Source organism: Paracoccus sp. PAMC 22219 (assembly GCF_000787695.1).
In the GTDB taxonomy this organism is placed as follows: domain Bacteria; phylum Pseudomonadota; class Alphaproteobacteria; order Rhodobacterales; family Rhodobacteraceae; genus Paracoccus.
In genome coordinates this window covers 1-23,794 of the sequence record NZ_BBPH01000080.1, presented here as the reverse complement: position 1 = coordinate 23,794, position 23,794 = coordinate 1, and the positions used below count along the sequence as shown (strand labels likewise).

Sequence of the window (23,794 nt, the reverse complement as noted above, 5' to 3'; positions counted from 1 at the left end):
GCCCGCCGTCTTTCGTTGTCAGAACGTGACGGCGACGCCCGGCAGGCGCAATTCCTTGATCAGGTCGCGCAATTCCTGGCGGGCGGCGATCTGTGACATGCTCATGGCGTCGGTCCCGACGTCCTTGAGGTCCAGCAGGGTCAGCCCGTTCGGAAACAGCTCGCGAAAGATCACGCGTTCGGAGAAGCCGGGCGCCACGCGAAACCCTATGCGCTTGGACAGGTCGGCCAGCGCGCCGCCGACCTTGCGCTTGTTGTGCATCTGCTGGGTGCCGAGGCGGTTCCTCAGCACCAGCCAGTCGATGGGCCCCGCCCCCGCCTGCGCGCGCAGCTGGCGCGCGTTCCAGACCATCTCGGCATAGATCGACGGACCCAGCACGTCGCCATCGGGCGACATGCGCGCCAGCAGGTCGAAATCGACAAAGCTGTCGTTCAGCGGCGTGATCAACGTGTCGGCGACGGTATGCGCCATCTGGCTCAGCTTGGTGTGCGATCCGGGGCAGTCGATCAGGATGAAGGCGCAATCCTGCTCCAGCTGCCGCAACGCGGGGGTCAGGGGGTCCGCCCCGTCGCCCAGCAGGGCAATGAAAGGCATGGGCAGGTCCAGCCCCCGGCGAGCGCAGAACGCCGCGCGATTTTCCAGATAGCGGCCAAAGCTGCGCTGGCGGACGTCCAGATCCAGCCCCCCGACCCGATGCCCCATCCGCGCCAGCGCGGTCGCCACATGCATCGAGGTGGTGGACTTGCCCGAGCCGCCCTTCTCGTTTCCGACCACGATGATATGCGCCACGAGCCGCCTCTTGTGCTGTCCCGACGGGAAACCTAGCGACCACGCCGCCGGATGAAAAGCCGCCGCGTGCCCGGTATCGACCTAGCGTCTCAGCAGCCGCCCGTCGATCATCGCCAGCCCCAGCCCGATGACCGCCATGCCCAGCACCTGCGGCAGGCCAAGCACCTCGTCCAGGAACAGCCAGCCCAGCAGGATCGCCGACACCGGCACCAGGAACGTGACCAGAGAGATGTTCGTCGCCCCCGCCCGGCCCAGGATGCGAAAGAACAGCACATAGGCCAGCCCCGTGCAGACCAGCCCCAGCAGGCTCAGCGCCAGCCAGACCTGCGCGGGCGCCGCCGGCGGCAACCCGTCGTGCAACAGCGCCAGCGGCAGCAGCACGATGCTGGTCCCCGTCACCATCCCCGCCGCCGTCACCAGCGGATCGACGCCCTGCGCGCGGAACCGCCGCCCGAAGGCCGCGGCCCAGGCATAGCTGATCGCGGCCCCCAGCATCGCCAACTGCGGCAGCACGCCGTGGCCCTGGCCCGCCAGCTCGTCCACGCCGATCATCACCGCGACGCCGCCCAGCCCCAGGGCGACCCCGGCCAGCCGCATCAGCCCCGCGCGCTCGTCCGCCAGCACCAGCGTGGAGACCAGCACCGTGAACAGCGGCGTCGTCGCGTTCAGGATGGAGGCCAGCCCCGCCGGAATGAACCCCTGCGCCCAGACGATCAGCCCGAACGGGATGGCATTGTTCAGCACGCCCATGACCAGGAACGCGCCCCACAGGCCTGCGCCACGCGGCAGCGCCCGCCCGGTCGCCAGCACGATGGCCCACAGGACGGCGGCCGCGATCATCACGCGCAGCGCCACCACCCACAGGACCGGCATATGCCCCACGATCAGCGCGATCAGAAAGAACGACCCGCCCCAGATCAGCGACAGCAGCAGCAGCAGGCCCCAGTCCGATGCGCTCATCCGTGCGGTGATCATCGGGCGGTCCGGTCGGGGGATGGGCGGGAATGGGTCATGGGTCCTCCTGCGGCGCACGCTGCCCCAAGCTGGGGCCGAGGGAAAGGGCTCAGCCGTCGCGCAGCGCCGCCAATGCGGCCTGGACCTTGGGGGTGCGGTGCAGGTCGACATGGGTGACCAGCCACAGGTTCGAATCCCATTCCGGCAGGCTCAGCGCGGGCAGCAGTCCATGCGCCAGGCTGTCGGGCAAGGCGCCGACCGCCAGTCCGGCGCGGATCACGGCCTCGCGCGCGGTGGCCTCGTTGGCCGTCACCACGATGTTCTCGGGGCCGATGCGGTCCTGCAGCCAGCGCATGTAGGGCGCGCCACGCGCCTCGGGGCCTGGCAGGGCGAAACGGTGGTCGCGGGGGTCGTCGACCGGCCCGTGCCGGTCCAGATACGCGGCCGCGGCATACATCACGTGCCCCATCCGCCCCATCGCCCGCACGACATAGTCGGGCTCGGTCGGCTCGGCCCCGCCGCGGATGGCGATATGCGCCTCTCCGGCGCCCAGACGGAACAGGCGCGCGTCGGTGGCATAGGTCAGGCGCAGGTCGGGATGGCGCGCCATCAGCGCGATCAGCCGCGGCATGACCAAATCGACCAGCTCCGGCAGCGAGGTGACGATCAGCTCTCCCTCGATCCGTTCTCCGGCGCCGGCGATCTGGGCGGCCATCTTGGCGAACCGCTCGTCTGCGGCACCCGCCGCCGCCAGCAGGGTGCGCCCGGCCTCGGTCAGGGCATAGCCGCGGGTGTGGCGCTGGAACAGGCGGGCGCGCAGGGCGGTCTCCAGCGCGTCGATGCGGCGGATCACGGTGGCGTGGTGGACCCCCAGATCGGCGGCCGCGCCGCTGACCGTTCCGGTGCGCGCGACGGCCAGGGCCACCCGGATATCGTCCCAAGAGTCGATCTGCATGTGCATCCCCGCACAGTGAATGCGCAGTTATCCCCCTTACGTTCGCGGGTGCATAGACCTAAATCTGCTGCAACGCAGAAACAATCCATCCCCGGAGCTTGCCATGAACATCCTGCATCTCGACAGTGCCATCACCGCCGACGCCTCGGTCTCGCGTCAGCTGACCGCCGACATCCTGGCGCGCCTGACCGCCGCCAATCCCGACGCGACGGTGACCTATCGCGACCTCAGCCAAGGTGTGCCCGCCATCGACACCGCATGGTTCAAGGGCGTGCGCGTGGGCACCGACGACCCGACCCCGCAGCAGCAGGCGCAGATCGATACCTCGAACACGCTCTTGGCCGAGGTTCAGGCCGCCGACACGTTGGTCATCGGCCTGCCGGTCTACAACTTCTTCCTGCCGTCGCAGCTGAAGACCTGGCTGGACCAGATCGCCCGCGCCGGCGTCAGCTTCCGCTATACCGCCGAGGGCCCCGAGGGTCTGCTGACGGGCAAGCGCGCCTTCGTCGCCTATACCGCCGCGGGCACGCCGATGGGGTCGGACCTTGACCACGCCTCGGGCTATCTGCGCCACATGCTGGGCTTTCTGGGGATCACCGACGTGACCTTCGTGGCGGCCGACGGCCTGGCCATGGACCGCGAGGCCGGCATGGCACGTGCGCAACAGGCGCTGGACCAGATCGCGGCCTGACGCAGAGCGCATTGGACGGGGCAGCACTGCCCCCCTATCGTCGGGGCATTCGTCATTAGTCTGGACAATTACATGCGCCTTATTTCCTTCGTTGCGACCGCCGCCCTGCTGCTTGCACCGGCGGTCGTTTCCGTTGCCACTCCGGCATTTTCGCAGACCTCATTCGGCGGCCAGGCACAGCCTGCGGATTACGACGAATGGATGCGCGCGACCGATCGGGCCTTGTCCGGGGCCCTGCGCCGCGCGAACTCCGCGCTGGCGGCCCAAGGGACAGTCAACAACCTGTCGATGGACGTTTCGCTGATCATCAGCCGGGCGGGCGTGATCGAACAGGTCATGATCACCCGCAGTTCAGGCCGCCCCTCGATCGACGACGCGGTCCAACGCGCCCTGGCCCGCGACAGCGGGATTCCCCCGTTCACGGCGGACATGACCTCGAATTCGGTCAGCGTATCGTTTCAACTTGGCACCACGCGCGGATGACCGCGATGGCCGGCGATTGACTCGCGGCGGGTGATCACGTAAACATCCCCGGATTCCCGGAAGCACCGTCTTCCGGTCCCTGCGCCAGATGCGGGGATCGCCCCCCGTCAGCGCGTTGCGCCCACGGGGGCTAAACCGATTTGGAGCCATAGGAGGCCCGGCCATGTTCGAGAACCTTTCCGATCGCTTGGGCGGCGTCTTCGACCGGCTGACCAAACAGGGTGCCCTGTCCGAGGATGACGTCACCGCCGCCATGCGCGAGGTGCGCGTGGCCCTGCTGGAGGCCGACGTCTCGCTGCCGGTGGCGCGCAATTTCGTCAAGGCGGTCACCGCCAAGGCCACCGGCGCCGCGGTCACGAAATCGGTCAGCCCCGGCCAGCAGGTCGTCAAGATCGTCCATGACGAGCTGATCCGCGTGCTGCAGGGCGACGACGCCCCCGAGGCGCTGCGCATCGACAACCCGCCCGCCGCCATCCTGATGGTCGGCCTGCAGGGTTCGGGCAAGACCACCACGACCGCCAAGCTGGCCCTGCGCCTGAAGGACCGCGAGAAAAAGCGCGTGCTGATGGCGTCCCTGGACACCAACCGCCCCGCCGCGATGGAGCAGCTGGCCATCCTGGGCCAGCAGATCGGCGTCGACACGCTGCCCATCGTGATGGGCCAGACCGCCGTGCAGATCGCGCAGCGCGCCAAGACGCAGGCGGGCTTGGGCGGCTATGATGTGCTGATGCTGGATACCGCCGGCCGCCTGCATATCGACGAGGCGCTGATGACCCAGGTCCAGCAGGTTCGCGACATTGCGAACCCGCGGGAAACGCTGCTGGTCGTCGACGGCCTGACCGGCCAGGACGCGGTCAACGTCGCCACCGAATTCGACGCCAAGGTCGGCGTCACCGGAGTCGTGCTGACCCGGATGGACGGCGACGGACGTGGCGGCGCCGCCCTGTCGATGCGCGCCGTGACCGGCAAGCCGATCCGCTTCGTCGGCTTGGGCGAAAAGATGGACGCGCTGGAAACCTTTGACGCCAGCCGCGTCGCGGGCCGCATCCTGGGCATGGGCGACATCGTGGCTCTGGTCGAGAAGGCCCAGCAGGTGCTGGAGGTCGAGCAGGCCGAGCGCATGATGAAGCGGTTCCAGAAGGGTCTGTTCAACATGAACGACCTGCGCGGCCAGCTGGAACAGATGCAGAAGATGGGCGGCATGCAGTCGGTCATGGGCATGATGCCCGGAATGGCCAAGATGGCCAAGCAGGCCGAGGCTGCCGGTTATGACGACAAGGTGGTCAAGCACCAGCTGGCGCTGATCAATTCGATGACGAAAAAGGAACGCGCCAACCCGGATCTGCTGCAGGCCAGCCGCAAAAAGCGGATCGCCGCAGGCGCGGGCCTGGACGTGTCGGACCTGAACAAGCTGCTGAAGATGCAGAAGCAGATGGCCGACACGATGAAGAAGCTGGGCAAGATGGGCAAGGGCGGGCTGATGAAGCAGGCCATGCGCGCCATGTCCGGCAAGGGCGGCGGCCTGCCCGACATGGACAACCTGGACCCGGCCAAGATGGCCGAGGCACAGAAGATGCTGGCCGACCCCAAGGGTCTGGGCGGGCAACTGGGCCGCGCGGGCCTGCCCGGCGGCCTGGGCGGATTGTTCGGCAAGAAATGATCACGCTGTCCCCCACCCCGGTTCTGGAAACGGAACGCCTGACCCTGCGCGCACCGCAGGGCAGCGACTGGCCGCATTGGCGCAGCTTCTACCAGTCGGATCGCGCGCAATACGTGGGCGGCGGTTCGCCCGAGCCCAAGCCCGGCGCCTATTGGCGGGCATTCGGCCACCTGACCGGCCATTGGGTGATGCGCGGGTTCGGGATGTTCGTGTTCTGCCTGAAGGGCGACGACACGCCTTTGGGTATGACCGGCCCGTGGTACCCCGACGGCTGGCCCGAGCAGGAACTGGGCTGGACTGTCTGGTCGCAGGCCGCCGAGGCGCGGCTATGTCGCCGAGGCGCCCGCGCGGTGCGCGCCCATGCGTTCCGCGACCTGGGCTGGACCACGGCCGTCAGCTATATCGACCCGGACAATGCCCGGTCGATCGCGCTGGCCGAACGGCTTGGCGCGGTGCGCGACCGGGGCGCGCGCCAGCCGGTCTTTGACAAGCCCTGCCTCGTCTATCGTCACAGCCCGGAGGCCGCATGACCGACGCAACCACCCGCGCGGCCGACCTGCTGCGCGACCACCGTGCCAGCATCGACCGGCTTGACGCCATCCTGGTCTATACGCTGGCCGAACGGTTCAAGCACACCCAGTCCGTCGGCCGTCTCAAGGCCCGGCACGACCTTCCGCCGTCCGATCCCTCGCGCGAGGCAAGCCAGATCGAACGCCTGGAACGCCTCGCGCGCGAGGCCGATCTCGACCCGGAATTCGCGCGCAAATTCCTGACCTTCGTGATCGCCGAAGTCATTCGGCACCACGAACATTATCAGTCCTGACCGGACGACAACCCAAGGAGACTATCTGATGTCCATGAAGATCCGCCTGGCCCGTGGTGGCAGCAAGAAGCGCCCGCATTACGCCATCGTCGCATCGGATTCGCGCATGCCGCGCGACGGCCGCTTCATCGAGAAGCTGGGCACCTACAACCCGCTGCTGGCGAAAGACAGCGAAGACCGCGTCAAGATGGACGTCGAGCGCATCCAGTACTGGCTGAGCCACGGCGCGCAGCCGACCGACCGCGTCGCCCGCTTCCTGGAAGCCGCAGGCGTCAAGGACAAGGCAGAGCGCAAGAACATGAAGAAGGCAGAGCCCGGCAAGAAAGCCAAGGCCCGCGCCGACGAAAAGGCCAAGAAGGCCGCAGCACCGGCAGACGCCGAGTGATCTGACGCTGGCGGGGGAAACCCCGCCAGTCCTTTATTGCAAGGGTGTGACATGACCGAAGACCGCATCTGCGTCGGCGCCATCGCGGGGGCTTTCGGGGTCCACGGAGAGGTGCGGCTGAAAAGCTTCTGCTCGGACCCTGCCGACATCGCGAATTATTCCCCGCTGACATCCGAGGACGGCACGCGTCTGTTCGACGTGTCGCTGACCCGCGAGGTGACGGGGGCCCTGGGCGCGCGCGTCAAGGGCGTCGCCACCAAGGAGGATGCCGACGCGTTGCGCGGCGTCACCCTGTGGGCCCCGCGCAGCGCCCTGCCCGCCCTGCCCGACGACGAATTCTATCACGCCGACCTGATCGGGCTGGACGTCGTCGATACCGGCGGCAAGTCGCTTGGCCGGGTGCGCGCGCTGTACGACCACGGCGCCGGCGACATCATCGAGGTGGTGGGCGGCACGCAGGTCCTGATGTTGCCCTTTACCCGCGCCATCGTGCCCACCGTCGATCTGGCAGCCCGCCGCATCGTCGTGGACCCGCCCGGCGACGACGAATGAGCGACGCCCCTAAGTCGCATGGCCGCCTGACCGCCCGCCCCAGCCTGCGCCCGCGCGAACTGATGGCCGAACCGCAGGTCGCGGGCGCCTGGACCGCGCGCATCATCACCCTGTTCCCCGAGGCGTTTCCGGGCATCCTGGGCCTGTCCCTGACCGGCAAGGCGCTGGCGCAGGGGCTGTGGAACATCCGCACCATCGGCTTGCGCGATTTCGGCATGGGCAGGCACCGCAACGTGGACGACACGCCCGCGGGCGGGGGCGCGGGCATGGTGATCCGCGCGACGTGCTGGACGCGGCCCTGACCGAGGCCGGGCCGGATCTGCCCGTCCTGTACATGTCGCCGCGCGGCAAGCCCCTGACCCAGGCCCGCGCCCGTGCACTGGCGCAGGGTCCGGGCGTCACGCTGATCTGTGGCCGGTTCGAGGGAATCGACCAGCGCGTGCTGGACAAGCACGCCATCGAGGAGGTCAGCATCGGCGATTATGTCCTGACCGGCGGAGAGATCGCCGCACAGGTCTTGATCGACGCGACGGTCCGGCTTATACCGCGCGTGCTGGGCAATCATGATTCCCTGGCCGAGGAGTCCTTTTCCATCGGCAACCGGGGTCTTCTGGAAGCGCCGCAGTTCACCAAGCCCGCCCTCTGGGATGGCCGCGAGATACCGCCCGTTCTGTTGTCGGGCAATCACGCAGCCATCGCCGCATGGCGGTCCGGTGAGGCCGAGAGGCTGACACAAGAACGCCGCCCCGATCTGTGGCGGGCATATGCGGAGACGCATGTGGACCCGGCTAAGGACCGACAGCGCTCGGGCGCATCAGACCAATCGCGGATATACCGCGAGCATGACAAGGAACCAAAGCGATGAACCTGATCGCACAACTCGAAGCCGAGCAAATCGCAGAGCTTGGCAAGACCATTCCCGACTTCAAGGCCGGCGACACCATTCGCGTCGGCTACAAAGTGACCGAGGGTACCCGTACCCGCGTTCAGAACTACGAAGCGTCTGCATCTCGCGCAAGGGCGGCAGCAACATCGCGGCCAGCTTCACGGTCCGCAAGATCAGCTTCGGCGAAGGCGTGGAACGCGTGTTCCCGCTGTATTCGACCAACATCGCCACGATCGAGGTCGTTCGTCGCGGCAAGGTCCGTCGCGCCAAGCTGTACTATCTGCGCGATCGTCGCGGCAAGTCGGCCCGTATCGTCGAAAAGACCAACTACCGTCCGCTGTCGGACGCGAAAGCCTGAGCAGAGGTCACGCCATGAAAAAAGAGATTCACCCCGATTATCACACGATCTCGGTCAAGATGACGGACGGGACCACCTACCAGACCCGTTCGACCTGGGGCGCCGAGGGCGACAGCATGTCGCTGGACATCGACCCGACCTCGCACCCGGCCTGGACCGGTGGTTCGTCGCGCCTGATGGATGCCGGCGGCCGCGTGACCAAGTTCAAGTCGAAATACGCGGGCCTGGGCTTCTGATCCACGCCACAGTCGATGCTGCAGACGCCGCCCCCCGGGGCGGCGTTTCGCATTCCGGGGTCAGGTAAAGAACGCCAGCACCCGACGACGCTCTCCCATCCCCAGCCAGGTGGCCAGGGCAAGGCAGACCGCCATGACGGTCAGCGCCTTGGCATCGCCCTCCAGCCCGAACCGGCTGGCGCAGATCATGATCATCACATGCACGAAATAGACGAAGGCCGCGGTGCTGGCCGCGCGCTTGCCGTCCCATGGCCCCTGCACGCGCTGTGCTGCCAGAAACAGCAGCGGCGCCGCGACCAGCAGCGACAGCATCATGTCGACGCCCCAGCCCCCGCCCGCGATCACCCGCCAGATCAGGCTTTCCCCCATGACCGCCAGCAGTGCCAGCCCGGCCAGCGGCAGAGCCCGCCCCTGCAGGCCCGCGCCCCAGCCATGCGCAAGCAGCACGCCAAGCGCAAAGAACGGAAAGATCGTGAAGACCCCGTTGCGGTAATGGTCCAGCTGGATGTCGGCCTGCCCCGTCAGGACCAGCAGTTGCAGCACCAGCCCCGTGCCCGCCAGCAGCGCCGCCGCCACCGCAATCCGCCGCGGCTGACGCAGCGCCATGACCAGCACCGCCGACACCAGCAGCCCCGGCAGGAACCACAGGTGGAAATAGCCAAAGACCAGCGTCTGCAGCGCATGCCCGGCGCCAGTCAGGTCCGGCCCATAGATCGGTAGATAGATCGCCATCCACAGCAGGTACAGCGCCAGGATCCGCCGCAGATAGGGCCCGCTGCGCCCGCCACGCATGGCCGACAGGAAGAAATACCCCGAGATCAGCGCAAAGACCGGCACCGCCAGACGGTACAGCCCGTTGAACAGCACCTGCTTGACCAGCGCCGGGGCGGCATCGGGAAAGCCGCTGTGCAGGGCGATGACCGTCAGCGCCAGAACGATGCGCAGCGGGTCGATGGCGCTGTTGCGCCGGGAGGGTGACGTCATGGATCAGGCCTTTGTCATGCAAGCCTCTCAACGGCCTGCCGCCCGTCCGGTTCACCCATCCGGATCGATAAGTCCACCCTGCCCGGTTACGCGGCAGCGGCCCCCGGCGCGACCAGCCCGACGATGTCCATCATGATCGTGTTCAGCTGAAAATCCTTGGGGGTATAGACCCGCGCCACGCCCATCGCCGACAGGCGCGCGGCATCGTCGTCGGGGATGATGCCGCCGACGATCACCGGCACATGGCCCATCCCGGCCGCCAGCATGCGGCCCATCAGATCCTCGATCAGCGGCAGGTGGCTGCCCGACAGGATCGACAGGCCCACGACATGGACGTTCTGTTCCTGCGCGCGGGCGACGATCTCCTCGGGCGTCAGGCGGATGCCCTCATAGGTGATGTCCATGCCGCAGTCGCGGGCGCGAAAGGCGATCTGTTCGGCGCCGTTCGAATGACCGTCCAGACCCGGCTTGCCGACCAGGAACTTCAGCCGACGCCCAAGGCGGGCGCTGACCGCATCGACGGCCTCGCGGATCTCCTCCAGCCCCTCGGTGCGGTTCGACTGCGCCTGCGAGACGCCCGTCGGGCCGCGATATTCGCCATGGATCGCGCGCATCACGCCCGCCCATTCGCCCGTCGTGACCCCCGCCCGCGCCGCCTGGATCGAGGCCGGCATGACATTGCCCCCCGTCCGCGCCGCCTGCCGCAGCGCGTCCAGCGCCGCCGCCACCGCATCCGCGTCGCGTTCTGCGCGCCAAGCCTCCAGCCGCCCGATCTGGTCCTGCTCGACCGCCGGATCGACGGTCATGATGCCGCCATCGCCCGCCGTCAGCGGCGACGGCTCGGCCTGCTGCCAGCGGTTCACGCCGACCACGACCGTCTCGTTCGTCTCGATCCGCCCCAACCGCGCGGCGTTCGATTCGACCAGCCGCGATTTCATATAGTCGATGGCGGCGATCGCGCCGCCCATTTGGTCCAGCAAAGCCAGCTCGTCCCGCGCGCCCTGCTTCAGGTCCTCGACCTTGGCGGCGACCACGGGGTTGCCGTCGAACAGGTCGCCATATTCCAGCAGGTCGGTCTCATAGGCCAGGATCTGCTGCATCCGCAGCGACCATTGCTGGTCCCAAGGGCGCGGCAGGCCAAGCGCCTCGTTCCAGGCGGGCAGCTGCACCGCGCGGGCGCGGGCGTTTTCGACAGCGTGACGGCCAGCATCTCCAGCAGGATGCGATAGACGTTGTTCTCTGGCTGCTGCTCGGTCAGGCCCAGGCTGTTGACCTGCACACCGTAACGGAACCGGCGGTACTTTTCATCCGTGATGCCATAGCGGTCGCGGGTGATCTCGTCCCACAACTCGGTAAAGGCGCGCATCTTGCACAGCTCGGTCACGAACCGGATGCCCGCGTTCACGAAAAAGCTGATCCGCCCGACCATCTCGGGGAAGCTGTCCGCGGGCACCTTGTCCCGCAAATCGTCCAGCACCGCCACGGCCGTGGCCAGCGCATAGGCCAGCTCCTGTTCCGGCGTCGCCCCCGCCTCCTGCAGGTGATAGCTGCAGACGTTCATCGGGTTCCATTTCGGCAGGTGTTCGCGCGTATAGGCGGCGATGTCGGTGATCATCGCCAGCGACGGCGCAGGTGGGCAGATATAGGTGCCGCGCGACAGGTATTCCTTGATCAGGTCGTTCTGGACGGTGCCCTGCAGGCGCGACACGTCGGCGCCCTGCTCCTCGGCCACGGCGATGTACAGGGACAACAGCCACGGCGCCGTGGCGTTGATCGTCATCGAGGTGTTCATCTGTTCCAGCGGGATCTGGTCGAACAGCGCGCGCATGTCGCCCAGATGGCAGACGGGAACGCCGACCTTGCCGACCTCTCCGCGGGCCAGGATGTGGTCGCTGTCATAGCCGGTCTGGGTCGGCAGGTCGAAGGCCACCGACAGGCCGGTCTGCCCGCGCGACAGGTTGGTCCGGTACAGCGCGTTCGATTTCGCCGCCGTGGAATGGCCCGCATAGGTGCGGAACAGCCAGGGTTTGTCCTTGTCGGCCATCATGCCCTCGCAAGAAAATGTCACTTGGCATATCAATACAGACACAAAGCTGCGTCGTCAATTCGCCGCAGCGCGGCACGTTCCTGACGTTCCGGACATATTGTTGCGCGCTAATGTCCCTGATAGTTGCATTGTTGCTTTACCTGTCGTAGGACAGGGCAAATCGGCGCGGTGATTCTGCACTGCGGCACAGGACAGGAGAAGACGATGGCCCTCGACGCCCCCACCCCGATCGCGCCTTACGACGCCCCGGTCAAAGACCTTTACGCCGTGGGCGAGATGCCGCCCCTGGGCCATGTGCCCGCGCGCATGCATGCCTGGGCGATCCGCCGCGAACGCCACGGAGAGCCGGACACCGCCATGCAGCTGGAGGTCGTGGACACCCCCGCCATCGACAGCAACGAGGTGCTGGTCCTGGTGATGGCGGCGGGCGTGAACTATAACGGGATCTGGGCCGGTCTGGGCCAGCCGATCAGCCCCTTCGACGGGCATGGTGAACGCTATCATATCGCGGGCTCCGACGCGTCGGGCATCGTCTGGGCGGTGGGCGACAAGGTCAAGCGGTGGAAGGTCGGCGACGAGGTCGTCATCCATTGCAACCAGGACGACGGCGACGACGAGGAATGCAACGGCGGCGACCCGATGTTCTCGACCACGCAGCGGATCTGGGGCTACGAGACGCCGGACGGCAGTTTCGCGCAATTCACCCGCGTGCAGTCCCAGCAGCTGATGCCGCGCCCCCGTCACCTGACATGGGAGGAGTCGGCCTGTTATACCCTGACGCTGGCAACCGCGTACCGCATGCTGTTCGGGCACGAGCCGCACGAGCTGAAGCCTGGCATGAACGTGCTGGTCTGGGGCGCGTCGGGGGGCCTGGGGTCCTATGCGATCCAGCTGATCAACGCGGCGGGCGGCAACGCAATCGGCGTCATCAGCGAGGAGGACAAGCGCGACTTCGTCATGGGCCTGGGCGCCAAGGGCGTCATCAACCGCAAGGAATTCCGCTGCTGGGGGCAATTGCCCAAGGTGAACACCCCCGAATACAAGGAATGGTTCACCGAGGCGCGCAAGTTCGGCAAGGCCATCTGGGACATCACCGGCAAGGGCAACAACGTCGACATCGTGTTCGAGCACCCCGGAGAGGCGACCTTCCCGGTGTCCACGCTGGTCTGCAAGAAGGGCGGCATGATCGTCATCTGCGCGGGTACCACGGGGTTCAACTGCACCTTTGACGTGCGCTATCTGTGGATGCACCAGAAGCGCGTGCAGGGATCGCATTTCGCGCATCTGAAACAGGCCAGCGCGGCGAACAAGCTGATGCTGGAGCGCCGTCTGGACCCCTGCATGTCCGAAGTGTTTCCCTGGGCCGACATTCCGGCCGCGCACATGAAGATGTTCCGCAACGAGCACAAGCCGGGCAACATGGCCGTGCTGGTCCAATCGCCGCGCACCGGCCTGCGGACCTTCGAGGACGCGCTGGACGCCGGCCGCCGCTAGCCGACCCGGGTCAGGCGGCGCGCCCGGATCGGTCGACCGCCTGACATTTCCACCGCGCGACGCGTTCGTGCGGATGGCGCGCGGCCCATTGCGCCAGATGCGCCTGCGCCCCCATGGTGCAGGCCATCAGGCCGATCTCGTCGGAGAACAGCATGCTGCGATCCTGACAGGTTGCGGGCTGGGTCGACAGGCAGGCGACGAACAGCAACTCGATCATCGGACAATCCCTTTCGGTTGCCCTCCCCGTCCGCGATGGTCCCATACGTTGCCCGATTCGGTCATGCGTCGGGTGCCGGCGCCGTGGGCTCAGGCCGGATCTGCCCGTCGGGCAGGCGCCGATGCTCAGGCCTTGCGCTCTGCCTCTCCGGCATAGCGGCATTCCCATTCGCGGACCTGTTCGGTCGGATGCGTCGCCGTCCATTTGGCAAGTTCGGCCTGGCTTTGCAGCATGCAGGTGAACAGGCCGTTCTGTTCCTCGAACAGCAGGCTGTGATCGCTGCACCGCTGCGGGTCGCTGAGCAGGCAGGTGACGAAGAACAGTTCGATCATCGCGTCTCTCCTGATGGGCTGCCCCGCAGGCACGCTGCGGGGGGCGGAAAAGTTGCGCGGCACTTTGCCTTGGCCGCGAAGGCAGGCTAAGGGTCTGGCATGAACAGCCCCGTCCCCGCCCCGACCCTTTCGCCCGACCAGGCCGATGCCTGGGACGCGCTGGCCGAAACCTTTGGTGCGGCGGGCATCGACATCATCGCAGAGGAACTGCATCCGCCCCAGTCGGGAAAAGGTCGGGTGATGGCGGTGATCGGCAAGGCCGGATCGGGCAAGACGCTGATGCTGTCGCAGATCACCAAGGCCCTGCTGGAGGCGGGGGTCGAGCTGATCAGCCCCGATTACGAAGGGCGCCGCCGCAAGGACCGGCGCAGCGTGGCGATCCTGGCACCGACGAACAAGGCGGCGTTCGTCCTGCGCATGCGGGGCGTTCCCGCGACGACGATCCACCGGATCCTCTACACCCCCGTCTATGACCCGCAATACGAAAAGATCGCCGAATGGTTGACCGGCGCCGCCGAGCGTCCGGTCATCCCCGAGCTGTCGGACACGGCGCTGGACAGGGCCAAGGCGTTCTATGACCAGCATGCGTCGATCCCCGGGGCCCTGGCCACGGCCGGGCTGCGGGGGTCGGATTTCATCCGCGGCTGGACCCGGCGCGAGGACGGGCTGGACGTGGGGCTGATCGACGAGGCGTCGATGCTGGACGAAAAGCAGTTTGAGGATCTGCGCGAGATCTTTCCGGTGCTGGTCCTGTTCGGCGATCCGGCCCAGCTGGCCCCCGTCGGCCAGTCCGGAGAGATGGTGTTCGACAAGCTGGCCCCCGCGCAGCGCCTGATGCTGAGCCGGGTGCACCGGCAGGCCGATGACAGTCCGATCCTGGATCTGGCGCATGCGCTGGCCGACGATCAGCTGGGGTTCGATGATTTCGAACAGATGATCCGCGACGCGGCGCGCAAGGATGACCGCGTGGTCTGGGCCGAACGCGTGGAAAGCGACCTGATGGCGCGCAGTCCCGTGCTGGTCTGGCGCAATGCGACGCGCATCCGGTTGATTCACGCGTTCCGCACCGCGTTCGGGGCGCCGGGCGACGCGCTGTTGCCCGGAGAGCCGCTGGTCTGCGACGGGCTGGAGCTGCCGCTGAAGCATCGCAAGAAGCGCATCGACCTGGAGGCGCGCGGCCTGATCAAGGGGGCGCAGGTCGTCTATCTGGGGCCGGGTCGCAAGCCGGGATTTTCGCGCCTGCACGTGATCGGGGCCGAGGACCCGCGCCTGTCCGCCGCCAGCATCGTCAAGATCGAGATGCCCGACGCCGAGGAGCCGTTCATCCCCTTTGCCGCGCGCATGGGGGCTGCGTTCCTGCACGGGGCGGCGGTCACGATCCACAAGGCGCAGGGCAGCCAATGGCCCGAGGTGCAGGTGTTCGGCCCCGACATCGCTGCTGCCGCATGGTCGAACCGGTCCGAGGCCGGGGTGCAGCTGTGGAAACGTCTGACCTATGTGGCCATCACCCGGGCGCAGGAGCGGCTGTACTGGGTGACCAAGGCGCGGCTGGCGCGTCCCGCCGGGCCATTGAACACCGACGATCTGGTCGCGCCGGTCGCACCCTTGGCGCTGGATGCCGAGGAGGAGTGATTGCGTCCCGCGACGCCGGGGGGCTGCCGCCCCCCGGACACCCCGCTGTCACCGCGTGCGGTCGGCGGGTGTCTGGCGCTGGATCGAAAGCCGCAGCGCCTCGGTCAGGGCCTCTTGCGGGACGCCGGTTTCGTGGGACAGGCGCATGATGCCGAAATGCACGCGCGCCAGTTCCTGATAGTAGCGGGCAAAGGTATAGTTGATCGACGCACCGACCACGGCGCCAAAGACCGGCGCCGCCTGCGCCGCCATCTTTTGACCCAGAGAGACGGAGAGCCGCGGCGCGACCTTGCTGACCATGCTCTGCACGGTCTGGCCCGTCACGGACAGGCGCGCGGCCAGCATGCCCAGATCGGTCTGGTCGTCGTCGGCCATCGGTCCGGCGGCGGCGAAGATGCGCAGGCATTCCAGCCGCACCTCCTCGCTTTCGGGGTCAAGGCCGTGTTCGGCGGCGATGTCCAGCATGGCGCGCAGCAGCAAGGTGACCGTGAACGGCAGCTCGACCAGCGCGCCCGCGAAACCGCCGACGCCGCCCGCCGCACCGCTGACGGTCGAGGCCATCCGGTTGAACCAGTCGCCCCGGTCCCGCACCACCTTGCGTGATTGGCTGGCCGCGCCGAAGGCCCGCGTCAGCGCGGCGCGCGTGACGCTGTCCAGCCGTGACCGCACAAAGCCCGGCAGTCGTTCGATCAGCCTTCGGCACCGTTGCCGATGCGGGACATGATCTGCATGCCCAAGCCACCGGCCTCCAGATAGCGCAGCGCAAGACGGTCGATCTGGGCGTGCAACGCCGGATCAGTGATGGGGGGCAGAACGAGGGGTTTCGGTTCGGTCATCAACGGGCCTTTTCGGAGGAGCGACCTGGGTGCAAGCCGTGCTGTCCGGCGCGGGCGGGTCTGCAGGCGGCCGGGTTTCGCGCAGGACGGGGCCTGCCACACCAACCCATGCGTCCGGTCTAAGTTCCAGCCCCAGCACCCGGTCGGGGTTCGTGGGCGGCGGCATCACCACATCGTCAAGTCGCGTGAAGCCGAAACGGCTGTAATAGGGCGCGTCCCCCACCAGCAGAACCCGGTCGAACCCCATCCGACGCGCGCGCGTCAGGCTGTCGCGCATCAGCAGGCCGCCCAGCCCCTCTCCCTGCGCGGTGGGGTGAACCGCGATGGGGCCCAGCAGCAGCACGGGGCGGTCGTCGACGCGAACGGGCCAGAACCGGATCGCGGCCATCAGCGTGCCGCCCGCATCGCGCAGCAGCAGGCACAGGTCGGCCACGCGGGGGACGCCGTCGCGCAGGCGATAGGACGACAGCGCCGTCCGTCCGGGCGCAAAGCACAGATCGTACAGGCCCTCGACCTCGGGTTCGTCGGCGGGCGTCTCGGGGCAGATCTCGTACATCGCGCCTCCTTGCTGTCGGGCGGGCGTTTAGCACGGGTGCGGGGCGGGCGAAACATTGCGTCGCGCGAAAAAGCGGGGCAGGTTGGCGCCCGAACCCAACAGGAGGCCGCCCATGTTCTATCGCCCCGAAGCCGGACACGGCCTGCCGCACAATCCCTTCAACGCGATCATCGCGCCCCGGCCCATCGGCTGGATCTCGACCCGCGGTCGAAGGGCGACAACCTGGCGCCCTATTCCTTCTTCAACGCCGTGGCCTATACGCCGCCGCAGGTGATGTTCGCCTCGACCGGCGCCAAGGGCGACCGCCCCGGCACCAAGGACAGCGTGGCCCAGATCATCGAGACCGGCGTGTTCTGCGTGAACATCGCCACGGGCGATCTGCGCGACGCGATCAACGCGACCTCGGCGCCCCTGCCCGCCGGGACCAGCGAATTCGCGGCCGCGGGGATCGAGGCCGCGGATTGCACGACCATCGACTGTCCCCGCGTGGCGGGTGCCGCGGCGTCGCTGGAATGCCGGATGACGCAGATCGTGCCGCTGGCGGGACAGGCCAACTTTGCCGTCTTCGGCGTCGTGACCGGCATCCACATGCGCGACGATTGCGTGGTTGACGGGCGGTTCGACCCGCGCGCGGCGGGCGGCTGGATTGCACGTCTGGGATACAAGGACTATGCCGCGGTGACCGATCTTTTCGAAATGGACCGCCCTGAATGAGCCGTACCGTCAAGGACTATGTCCGCTCCATCCACGATTTCCCGCATGAGGGAATCATCTTCCGCGACGTGACCACGCTGTTCGCGGATGCACGCGGATTTCGCATGGCGGTGGACCAGATCCTGCACGCCTATGCCGGCACGCGCATCGACAAGGTCGTGGGCCTTGAGGCGCGCGGCTTTATCCTGGGGGGCGCGGTGGCGCACCAGCTGTCCACCGGCTTCGTTCCGATCCGGAAAAAGGGCAAGCTGCCCGGCACGGTGATCAGCGAGGCCTATCAGCTGGAATATGGCGAGGCGATCATGGAGATCCATGACGACGCGCTGAAGACCGGCGAAAAGGTCCTGATCGTGGACGACCTGCTGGCCACCGGCGGCACCGCGGCCGCCGCGATCACGCTGTGCCGCCGCCTTGGCGCGGATGTGATCGGCTGCGCCTTCGTCATCGACCTGCCCGAACTGGGCGGTCGTGCCGTGCTGGAGGGCATGGACATGCCCGTCCACGCGCTGTGCGAATTCGACGGAGCCTGATGGGGGCGCCTAGGCCAGCACCGCACCGGGGTTCATGATGCCAAGGGGGTCCAGCGCCCCCTTGATGGCCCGCATCGCGGCCAGCCGGGCCGGATCGCCCCACCGCGCCAGATCGGCGGCCTTCAGACGCCCCACCCCGTGTTCCGCCGAGAACGATCCGCCGCGAGACACGACCATCTCGTGAATGTGGCGCGACAGGTCTCGGCGGACGGATTCGTAGTCGTCGCGGGTCCGGCCCACGGCGGGGAACAGGTTGTAATGCAGGTTGCCGTCGCCCAGATGGCCGAAGCAGTTGATGCGCATGTCCCCCTGCCCCGCCAGCCACGCGCCCGCATCGTCGATGAACCGCGCCACCTGCGACAGGGGCAGGCTGATGTCGTGGCTGGCGATGGCGCCGACATGGCGGTTGGCCAGCGGAATATGCTCGCGCAGCGCCCACAGGTCGGCACCCTGCTGACCCGATTGTGCGATCACGCCGTCATGGACCAGCCCCGCCTCGGCGCCCGCGGTGAACAGCCCTTCCAACGCCCCATCCGCCGACAGGCCCGCAGGCAGGCCGACCTCGATCAGCACCAGCCAGTCGGGGCGGTCCGCAAAGGGCTGGCGCATGTCGGGGAATGCCGCGTCCAGGAAATGCAGTCCCTGCCCGGACAACAGCTCGAACGCGGTCACGCCGCCCGCCATCCGCGCCTGTGCCAGCGACAGCAGCGACAGGGCTGCGGCGGGGCTGTCCACGACCAGCATCGCGACGCCCGTCTCTGCGGGAACTGGGGCCAGCACCAGCGACGCGGCGGTGATGATGCCCAACGTCCCCTCTGCCCCGATCAGCAGGTCGCGCAGGTCGTATCCGGTGTTGTCCTTCCGCAGGCGTTTCAGGTCATGCATGATCGAGCCATCGGGCAGCACGGCCTCGATCCCCAGGCACAGTGCACGGGCATTGCCGTAACGCAGCACGTTCACGCCGCCTGCATTGGTCGACAGCACGCCGCCGATCTGGGCCGAGCCTTGCGACGCCAGCGACAGCGGGAACTGACGGTCCACCCGGGCGGCGGCATCCCGCGCGGCCTGCAGCGTGGCGCCCGATTCGGCGATCATCACCCCCTCCTCGGCGAAGGTGTCGCGAATCGCGGTCATCCGCTCCATCGACAGGATCAGGGGTGCGGGACCGTCCGTCATCACCTGACCGCCGACCAGCCCGGTGCCCCCGCCACGCGGCACCACCGGAACGCGGGCCGCGGCGCAGGCGCGGATGATCGCGGCGCATTCCTCCGCATCGCGGGGGGCGGCAATCAGCCCGGCCAGTCCGTGATAACGGCCCCGCGGTTCCTCTGTATAGGCGGGGGACGCATCGCGCAGGACGCCCGCGGGCAGCAGCGCCGCCAGACGATCATCGGCGGGATTCAGCATCAGCGCACCTCGGTCTTTCCGCGCCGATCGCTGCGCAGGTTGGCGTAGAGCACGTGGTTGCGCCAGCGACCGTCGATCTGCAGATAGCTTTGGGCCACGCCTTCGTACTTGAAGCCGGACCGTTCCAGCACACCCCGCGATGCGGCGTTCTCGGGCAGGCAGGCAGCCTCGACGCGCGACAGGTCCTGCGCAGTGAAGGCGTGGTGGACAAGCGCGCCGATCGCCTCGCGCATGAAGCCCTGCCGTGCATGGTCCTTGCCGATCCAGTATCCGATGGTCCCCGACTGCGCCGGGCCGCGGCGGATGTTGTCCAACGTGATCGCGCCCAGCAGCGTGCCGTCGCGATGGACCACGAACAGCGGAAAGGCCGTGCCTGTCTTGGCGGACCGGGCCGCCCAATAGACGCGGTTGGTGAAACTTTTGCGCGACAGGTGGTCGGGGGACCAGACCGGCTCCCACGGGGTCAAAAAGGCGCGGCTGTCGTCGCGCAGCGCCCGCCAGGCGTTGTAGTCGGAATGCAGGGGCAGGCGCAGCGCGATGCGTTCGGCGTCCAGCCGAAAGGCACGGCGCCGCGCCAGGATCATGCAGCCAGTCTTTCGGCCAAGGCTCGCGCGACGGCGCGCCGTCCACCGGACCGTACAGCGCCAGTGCCGGGCGGGCGTTGGCCAGCAGCGCCTCGGCATGGGCGCGCACATCGGCGGCGGTCACGGCGGCGATGCGTTCGGCAACCTCGGCGGCATCCGGCACGCGGCCCCAGATCGCCAGGCTGCGCGCCATGCGTTCGGCCTGCCCCGAGGGGCTTTCCAGCCCCATCAGCAGGCCCGCGCGCAGCTGCGCCTTGGCGCGGGCGATCTCTGCCTCGGACATGTCCTCGGCGGCGCGCTTGACCTCGTCGATGGTGAGCGTTGCCAGATCGGCCAGATCCTCGGCCCCGGTACCGGCATAGATGGTCAGCATGCCGGTATCGTCATGAAAGCCCGACTGCGCGAAGATGGTATAGCACAGTCCGCGTTCCTCGCGGATCTTCTGGAACAGGCGTGACGACATGCCCCCGCCAAGCGCCGACGAAAAGATCTGCGCCGCATAGAAATCGGGCGCCAGATAGCCCGGCCCCTCCAGCGCCAGCGCGAAATGCGCCTGCTCCAGCGGCTTGACGGTGCGGCTTTCCAGACCCTGCCAGCGGGCCAGTTCGCGCGGCCCCTGGGGGCGCGGCACGATATGGCCCAGCACCTTTTCGGCCAGCCGCACGATGCGGTCGTGATCGACCGAACCGGCGGCGGCCACGACCATCTGGCCGGGGCCGTAATTCTCGGTCACGAAACCGGCCAGATCGGCGCGGCCAAAGCTGCTGACGCGTTCCGCCGGCCCCAGGATCGTGCGACCCATCGGCTGGTCCGGATAGGCGGCCTCCTGCAGCCAGTCGAAGATGATGTCGTCGGGCGTGTCCAGCGACTGCCCGATCTCCTGCAGGATCACGCCGCGCTCGACCTCGATCTCGCGGTCGTCAAAGACGGGGTTCAGGACGATGTCGCTGATCACGTCGAACGCCAGATCGACGTCATCCTCCAGCACGCGGACGTAATACGCGGTCGCATCGCGCGAGGTGTAGGCGTTGATATAGCCGCCCACATCCTCGATCGCCTCGGCGATCTGCAACGCACTGCGGGTCGCGGTGCCCTTGAAGGCCATGTGCTCCAGGAAATGCGCGATGCCGTTCTGTTCGGCGCGTTCGTGACGGCCGCCGGCCGCGATCCAGATGCCAAGGGCCGCCGAATGCAGGCCCGGCATCTGCCGGGTCACGATGCGCAGCCCGTTGGGCAGCGTGGTCAGGCGCGGGGTGGGGTCTTGGCTCACGCGGTCCTCCGTTCAAGGATCAGGGACTTAAGCGCGTCCACGTCGTTTTCAACCCGCGTCAGGCGTTCGGGCAGATCGAACAGGTCCGCCATGTGCGGCGGCAGGCCGGGACGGATGCCGATCGCGCGCTCCACGGCGTCGGGGAACTTGGCCGGATGCGCGGTCGCCAAGGTGACCATCGGCACGCCGGGTTCCAGATGGCGCTGCGCCACGGCGACACCCACGGCGCTGTGCGGGCACAGGATTTCGCCCGTGCGCTCGCGCATGTCGCGGATCGTGTCCAGCGTTTCCTGTTCGCCTACGCGGCCCGACACATACTGCTCGCGCAGCGTCTGCAGCGCGCCTTGGCTGATGCTGAACCCGCCCTGTTTCAGCTCGTCCATCAGCTGCCGGATCGCGCCCGCATCGCCGCCATAGGCCAGATACAGCGCGCGTTCGAAATTCGAACTGACCTGAATGTCCATCGACGGGCTGATCGTCGGTTCGACCTCGCCCAAGCGATGCTCGCCGGTGCTCAAGGCGCGGTGCAGGATGTCGTTCTGGTTCGTGGCGACGATCAGGCGGCGGATCGGCAGGCCCATCTGGCGCGCGATGGATCCCGCGAAGATGTCACCGAAATTGCCGGTCGGCACGCAGAAATCGGTGGGGCGCATCCCAAGCGATGCGCAGGCGGTGAAGTAATAGACGATCTGCGCCACGACGCGCGCCCAGTTGATGCTGTTCACCCCCGCCAGTCCGACATGGTCGCGGAAGGCGTGGTCGTTGAACAGGTCCTTGAGCCGCGCCTGGCAATCGTCGAAATGGCCGGTCACGGCCAGCGCATGGACGTTGGCCGCGGGCGGCGTGGTCATCTGGCGACGCTGCACCTCGGACACGCGGCCGTGGGGATACATGATCATCACGTCGACATTGTCGATGCCGCGAAACGCCTCGATCGCCGCCGACCCGGTATCGCCGGACGTGGCGCCCACGATGGTGATCCGCTGGCCCGACCGCGTCAGGGCGATCTGGAACAGCTGCGCGATCAGCTGCATCGCGAAATCCTTGAAGGCCAGCGTGGGCCCGTGGAACAGCTCCAGCAGGTGATGGCCGGGGGCCAGCTGCACCAGCGGCGCGCGGGCGTCATGGCTGATGCGCGCATAGGCCCGGTCGATGGCGCCGCGCAGTTCGTCGTCGCTGAAGCTGTCGCCGGTGAAGGGGCGCACCACGCGAAACGCGACCTCCTCGTAGGACAGGCCGTCCAGCTGGTCCAACCCCTCGAACACGGGGATCGTTTCGGGCAGGTACAGGCCCCCGTCGCGCGCCAGCCCCGACAGCATGGCCTGTTCGAAATTCAGCACCGGGGCCTGGCCCCGCGTCGAGACGTAACGCATCGGAAATCCTTCAGTAGCTGCGCTGCCTGATACGCCAGATCAGCGCCAGTGTCATCACCGCCCAGGTGGCCGCGATCAGGAACCACTGCATCGCATAGGACAGGTGGTTGTTGGGAATCCCCTCGACGGCGACCGGCAGGGGGCGGGCGCCCTGGTTGTCGCCCTCGATGGCGCTGGCGACGACCAGCACGGGCAGCGTGTCCAGCGTCAGGGCCATCGCGTCGACGTCGCGCGCGAACCAGATGTTCTCGTCCATGTTCGGCGCGGGGGTGGAACTGCTGGCATCCTGGGGCCAGTGCAGGTTGCCGGTCACCTGCAGACGGACAGGCGGCCGGTCCAGGCGCCGCGCCTCCTGCGGCACGAAGCCCCGGTCGACCAGGATCGCGCGCCCGTCATCGGTGACAAAGCGCGACACGATCTGATAGCCGGCGCCCTGTTCGCGGGTGTGGGACAGCACGTCGATCTCGGCGCCGGTGGTGGTGCCGCTGACCGTCACCGGCAGGTACTTCATCGTCGGGTCTATCGCGTCCGGCAGCGGCACGGGGTCGGCCTGGATGCCCGTGGTGATGTCGGCCAGCAGCCCCTCTTTCCAGTCGCGGCGCTCCAGCTGCCACATGCCCAGATAGATCAGGAAGCCGCAGCCGGCGATGCCGAGGATCAGGGGAAACAGATAGCGGCGCATGGGGCGCTCCGGGGGCCAGGGACAACGAAAAACGCGCGGGGCCTATGCCCCGCGCGCCTTGAAAGGTCACCGTCGGGGATCAGCTGCCCCAGACATAGATGACGGCGAACAGCACCAGCCAGATCACGTCGACAAAGTGCCAGTACCAGGCGGCGGCCTCGAACCCCAGATGCTGGTCCTTGGTCATCTGACCCTTCTGGAAGCGCAGCAGGCAGACGGCCAGGAAGATCGTCCCGATGATCACGTGCAGGCCGTGGAAGCCCGTCGCGATGTAGAATGCCGCCGCATAGGCCGTGTCGGCCAGGCCGAAGGCCGCGTGGCTGTATTCATAGGCCTGCAGGCCGGTGAAGATCAGGCCCAGAAC

General features: G+C 67.7%; 25 protein-coding genes and 5 pseudogenes. 14 read left to right on the top strand and 16 right to left on the bottom strand.

Annotation, left to right across the window (positions count from 1 at the left end; genetic code table 11):
* Positions 1-18 precede the first annotated feature (18 nt).
* The 3 genes from TY51_RS09920 to TY51_RS09910 form a co-directional block, all read right to left on the bottom strand.
* Positions 19-789 carry a division plane positioning ATPase MipZ gene (locus tag TY51_RS09920; protein WP_042249038.1) on the bottom strand — a complete coding sequence of 257 codons (771 nt, stop codon included), beginning with the start codon at positions 787-789 and terminating at the stop codon, positions 19-21.
* 81 nt (positions 790-870) lie between these two features.
* Complete coding sequence (locus tag TY51_RS09915) at positions 871-1,764, bottom strand: DMT family transporter (RefSeq protein ID WP_042249035.1); 894 nt, start codon at positions 1,762-1,764, stop codon at positions 871-873.
* 88 nt (positions 1,765-1,852) lie between these two features.
* On the bottom strand, positions 1,853-2,698 hold the full coding sequence (locus tag TY51_RS09910; protein WP_042249069.1) for a LysR family transcriptional regulator: 846 nt from the start codon (positions 2,696-2,698) through the stop codon (positions 1,853-1,855).
* A 103-nt stretch (positions 2,699-2,801) separates the two neighbouring features.
* Between TY51_RS09910 and TY51_RS09905 the strand changes: the two genes are divergently transcribed.
* The 10 genes and pseudogenes from TY51_RS09905 (at position 2,802) to rpmE (ending at position 8,772) form a co-directional block, all read left to right on the top strand.
* Complete coding sequence (locus TY51_RS09905; protein WP_042249032.1) at positions 2,802-3,389, top strand: FMN-dependent NADH-azoreductase; 588 nt, start codon at positions 2,802-2,804, stop codon at positions 3,387-3,389.
* Between the two features lie 72 nt (positions 3,390-3,461).
* Complete coding sequence (locus tag TY51_RS09900; protein ID WP_042249030.1) at positions 3,462-3,872, top strand: TonB C-terminal domain-containing protein; 411 nt, start codon at positions 3,462-3,464, stop codon at positions 3,870-3,872.
* A gap of 163 nt (positions 3,873-4,035) precedes the next feature.
* Positions 4,036-5,532, top strand: coding sequence for a signal recognition particle protein (gene ffh / locus TY51_RS09895; protein WP_042249028.1), 1,497 nt, complete (start codon positions 4,036-4,038; stop codon positions 5,530-5,532).
* The gene (locus tag TY51_RS09890; protein ID WP_042249025.1) at positions 5,529-6,062 is read left to right on the top strand and encodes a GNAT family N-acetyltransferase; all 534 of its coding nucleotides are present in this window, start codon (positions 5,529-5,531) and stop codon (positions 6,060-6,062) included. The genes ffh and TY51_RS09890 overlap by 4 nt, the downstream gene beginning before the upstream one ends.
* Positions 6,059-6,355, top strand: a complete 297-nt coding sequence (locus TY51_RS09885; RefSeq protein ID WP_042249024.1) for a chorismate mutase — start codon at positions 6,059-6,061, stop codon at positions 6,353-6,355. Before TY51_RS09890 ends, TY51_RS09885 begins: the two co-directional genes overlap by 4 nt.
* Before the next feature lie 28 nt (positions 6,356-6,383).
* Positions 6,384-6,740, top strand: coding sequence for a 30S ribosomal protein S16 (rpsP, locus tag TY51_RS09880; RefSeq protein WP_042249022.1), 357 nt, complete (start codon positions 6,384-6,386; stop codon positions 6,738-6,740).
* A gap of 51 nt (positions 6,741-6,791) precedes the next feature.
* Positions 6,792-7,292: a ribosome maturation factor RimM gene (rimM, locus tag TY51_RS09875; protein ID WP_042249020.1), complete on the top strand. Its 501-nt coding sequence runs from the start codon at positions 6,792-6,794 to the stop codon at positions 7,290-7,292.
* Positions 7,289-8,157, top strand: a pseudogene (trmD, locus tag TY51_RS09870) (tRNA (guanosine(37)-N1)-methyltransferase TrmD). The gene rimM and the pseudogene trmD overlap by 4 nt, the downstream one beginning before the upstream one ends.
* Positions 8,154-8,536 (top strand): annotated as a pseudogene (rplS, locus tag TY51_RS09865) (50S ribosomal protein L19). Before trmD ends, rplS begins: the two co-directional pseudogenes overlap by 4 nt.
* Before the next feature lie 14 nt (positions 8,537-8,550).
* Complete coding sequence (rpmE, locus tag TY51_RS09860) at positions 8,551-8,772, top strand: 50S ribosomal protein L31 (protein WP_042249018.1); 222 nt, start codon at positions 8,551-8,553, stop codon at positions 8,770-8,772.
* Positions 8,773-8,832: 60 nt separating this feature from the next.
* Here the strand turns inward: rpmE and TY51_RS09855 are convergent, their stop codons facing one another.
* Positions 8,833-9,756 (bottom strand): acyltransferase family protein, encoded by a 924-nt coding sequence (locus TY51_RS09855; protein ID WP_042249015.1) that lies wholly within the window; start codon positions 9,754-9,756, stop codon positions 8,833-8,835.
* Between the two features lie 86 nt (positions 9,757-9,842).
* A pseudogene (locus TY51_RS09850) lies at positions 9,843-11,800 on the bottom strand (methylmalonyl-CoA mutase family protein).
* Positions 11,801-12,007: 207 nt separating this feature from the next.
* On the opposite strand from TY51_RS09850, the gene ccrA reads away from it, so the two are divergent.
* Positions 12,008-13,297 (top strand): crotonyl-CoA carboxylase/reductase, encoded by a 1,290-nt coding sequence (gene ccrA / locus TY51_RS09845; RefSeq protein ID WP_042249012.1) that lies wholly within the window; start codon positions 12,008-12,010, stop codon positions 13,295-13,297.
* A gap of 10 nt (positions 13,298-13,307) precedes the next feature.
* On the opposite strand, the gene TY51_RS09840 is transcribed toward ccrA, so the two are convergent.
* Positions 13,308-13,514: a hypothetical protein gene (locus tag TY51_RS09840; RefSeq protein ID WP_042249010.1), complete on the bottom strand. Its 207-nt coding sequence runs from the start codon at positions 13,512-13,514 to the stop codon at positions 13,308-13,310.
* Between the two features lie 125 nt (positions 13,515-13,639).
* Complete coding sequence (locus tag TY51_RS09835; protein WP_042249008.1) at positions 13,640-13,846, bottom strand: hypothetical protein; 207 nt, start codon at positions 13,844-13,846, stop codon at positions 13,640-13,642.
* Between the two features lie 99 nt (positions 13,847-13,945).
* Here TY51_RS09835 and TY51_RS09830 point away from each other — a divergent pair, with 99 nt between their 5' ends.
* The gene (locus tag TY51_RS09830) at positions 13,946-15,478 is read left to right on the top strand and encodes an ATP-dependent RecD-like DNA helicase (protein WP_042249005.1); all 1,533 of its coding nucleotides are present in this window, start codon (positions 13,946-13,948) and stop codon (positions 15,476-15,478) included.
* Positions 15,479-15,526: 48 nt separating this feature from the next.
* Here TY51_RS09830 and TY51_RS09825 read toward each other — a convergent pair whose 3' ends face one another.
* From TY51_RS09825 to TY51_RS09820, 3 genes are read right to left on the bottom strand one after another with little or no spacing between them, the layout of a single operon-like run.
* Entirely contained in the window at positions 15,527-16,147 is a 621-nt protein-coding gene (locus TY51_RS09825) for an EcsC family protein (RefSeq protein WP_307536000.1), read from the bottom strand.
* Positions 16,148-16,167: 20 nt separating this feature from the next.
* Positions 16,168-16,314, bottom strand: coding sequence for a hypothetical protein (locus TY51_RS24290; RefSeq protein WP_307535997.1), 147 nt, complete (start codon positions 16,312-16,314; stop codon positions 16,168-16,170).
* The gene (locus tag TY51_RS09820; RefSeq protein ID WP_081994860.1) at positions 16,274-16,870 is read right to left on the bottom strand and encodes a GNAT family N-acetyltransferase; all 597 of its coding nucleotides are present in this window, start codon (positions 16,868-16,870) and stop codon (positions 16,274-16,276) included. The genes TY51_RS24290 and TY51_RS09820 overlap by 41 nt, the downstream gene beginning before the upstream one ends.
* 112 nt (positions 16,871-16,982) lie before the next feature.
* Here TY51_RS09820 and TY51_RS09815 point away from each other — a divergent pair.
* Together TY51_RS09815 and TY51_RS09810 are read left to right on the top strand one after the other, a co-directional pair.
* Positions 16,983-17,584 (top strand): annotated as a pseudogene (locus TY51_RS09815) (flavin reductase family protein).
* On the top strand, positions 17,581-18,114 hold the full coding sequence (locus TY51_RS09810) for an adenine phosphoribosyltransferase (protein ID WP_042249002.1): 534 nt from the start codon (positions 17,581-17,583) through the stop codon (positions 18,112-18,114). Before TY51_RS09815 ends, TY51_RS09810 begins: the two are co-directional and overlap by 4 nt.
* 9 nt (positions 18,115-18,123) lie before the next feature.
* Here the strand turns inward: TY51_RS09810 and TY51_RS09805 are convergent, their stop codons facing one another.
* From TY51_RS09805 to TY51_RS09780, 6 genes and pseudogenes are all read right to left on the bottom strand, one after another.
* Positions 18,124-19,521 carry an FAD-binding oxidoreductase gene (locus tag TY51_RS09805; RefSeq protein WP_042249000.1) on the bottom strand — a complete coding sequence of 466 codons (1,398 nt, stop codon included), beginning with the start codon at positions 19,519-19,521 and terminating at the stop codon, positions 18,124-18,126.
* A complete protein-coding gene (locus TY51_RS09800) occupies positions 19,521-20,102 on the bottom strand; it encodes a GNAT family N-acetyltransferase (RefSeq protein ID WP_081994861.1) in 582 nt (193 codons plus the stop codon). The genes TY51_RS09805 and TY51_RS09800 overlap by 1 nt, the downstream gene beginning before the upstream one ends.
* A pseudogene (locus TY51_RS09795) lies at positions 20,102-21,309 on the bottom strand (M16 family metallopeptidase). The gene TY51_RS09800 and the pseudogene TY51_RS09795 overlap by 1 nt, the downstream one beginning before the upstream one ends.
* Before the next feature lie 62 nt (positions 21,310-21,371).
* Positions 21,372-22,748: a threonine synthase gene (thrC, locus tag TY51_RS09790; RefSeq protein WP_042248996.1), complete on the bottom strand. Its 1,377-nt coding sequence runs from the start codon at positions 22,746-22,748 to the stop codon at positions 21,372-21,374.
* A gap of 10 nt (positions 22,749-22,758) precedes the next feature.
* The gene (locus TY51_RS09785) at positions 22,759-23,430 is read right to left on the bottom strand and encodes an SURF1 family protein (RefSeq protein WP_042248993.1); all 672 of its coding nucleotides are present in this window, start codon (positions 23,428-23,430) and stop codon (positions 22,759-22,761) included.
* Positions 23,431-23,509: 79 nt separating this feature from the next.
* Positions 23,510-23,794: cytochrome c oxidase subunit 3 (locus tag TY51_RS09780; RefSeq protein WP_042248991.1), on the bottom strand; the 285-nt coding region annotated here is incomplete at its 5' end.

Coding starts and splice junctions, on each gene's coding strand:
- ffh (WP_042249028.1), top strand. CDS start 4,036: ATGTTCGAGAACCTTTCCGATCGCTTGGGCGGCGTCTTCGACCGGCTG.
- thrC (WP_042248996.1), bottom strand. CDS start 22,748: ATGCGTTACGTCTCGACGCGGGGCCAGGCCCCGGTGCTGAATTTCGAA.
- TY51_RS09810 (WP_042249002.1), top strand. CDS start 17,581: ATGAGCCGTACCGTCAAGGACTATGTCCGCTCCATCCACGATTTCCCG.
- TY51_RS09835 (WP_042249008.1), bottom strand. CDS start 13,846: ATGATCGAACTGTTCTTCGTCACCTGCCTGCTCAGCGACCCGCAGCGG.
- TY51_RS09905 (WP_042249032.1), top strand. CDS start 2,802: ATGAACATCCTGCATCTCGACAGTGCCATCACCGCCGACGCCTCGGTC.
- TY51_RS24290 (WP_307535997.1), bottom strand. CDS start 16,314: ATGACCGAACCGAAACCCCTCGTTCTGCCCCCCATCACTGATCCGGCG.
- ccrA (WP_042249012.1), top strand. CDS start 12,008: ATGGCCCTCGACGCCCCCACCCCGATCGCGCCTTACGACGCCCCGGTC.
- TY51_RS09785 (WP_042248993.1), bottom strand. CDS start 23,430: ATGCGCCGCTATCTGTTTCCCCTGATCCTCGGCATCGCCGGCTGCGGC.
- TY51_RS09885 (WP_042249024.1), top strand. CDS start 6,059: ATGACCGACGCAACCACCCGCGCGGCCGACCTGCTGCGCGACCACCGT.
- TY51_RS09830 (WP_042249005.1), top strand. CDS start 13,946: ATGAACAGCCCCGTCCCCGCCCCGACCCTTTCGCCCGACCAGGCCGAT.
- TY51_RS09820 (WP_081994860.1), bottom strand. CDS start 16,870: ATGTACGAGATCTGCCCCGAGACGCCCGCCGACGAACCCGAGGTCGAG.
- TY51_RS09915 (WP_042249035.1), bottom strand. CDS start 1,764: ATGATCACCGCACGGATGAGCGCATCGGACTGGGGCCTGCTGCTGCTG.
- TY51_RS09855 (WP_042249015.1), bottom strand. CDS start 9,756: ATGACGTCACCCTCCCGGCGCAACAGCGCCATCGACCCGCTGCGCATC.
- rimM (WP_042249020.1), top strand. CDS start 6,792: ATGACCGAAGACCGCATCTGCGTCGGCGCCATCGCGGGGGCTTTCGGG.
- rpmE (WP_042249018.1), top strand. CDS start 8,551: ATGAAAAAAGAGATTCACCCCGATTATCACACGATCTCGGTCAAGATG.
- TY51_RS09840 (WP_042249010.1), bottom strand. CDS start 13,514: ATGATCGAGTTGCTGTTCGTCGCCTGCCTGTCGACCCAGCCCGCAACC.
- TY51_RS09890 (WP_042249025.1), top strand. CDS start 5,529: ATGATCACGCTGTCCCCCACCCCGGTTCTGGAAACGGAACGCCTGACC.
- TY51_RS09910 (WP_042249069.1), bottom strand. CDS start 2,698: ATGCAGATCGACTCTTGGGACGATATCCGGGTGGCCCTGGCCGTCGCG.
- rpsP (WP_042249022.1), top strand. CDS start 6,384: ATGTCCATGAAGATCCGCCTGGCCCGTGGTGGCAGCAAGAAGCGCCCG.
- TY51_RS09900 (WP_042249030.1), top strand. CDS start 3,462: ATGCGCCTTATTTCCTTCGTTGCGACCGCCGCCCTGCTGCTTGCACCG.
- TY51_RS09805 (WP_042249000.1), bottom strand. CDS start 19,521: ATGCTGAATCCCGCCGATGATCGTCTGGCGGCGCTGCTGCCCGCGGGC.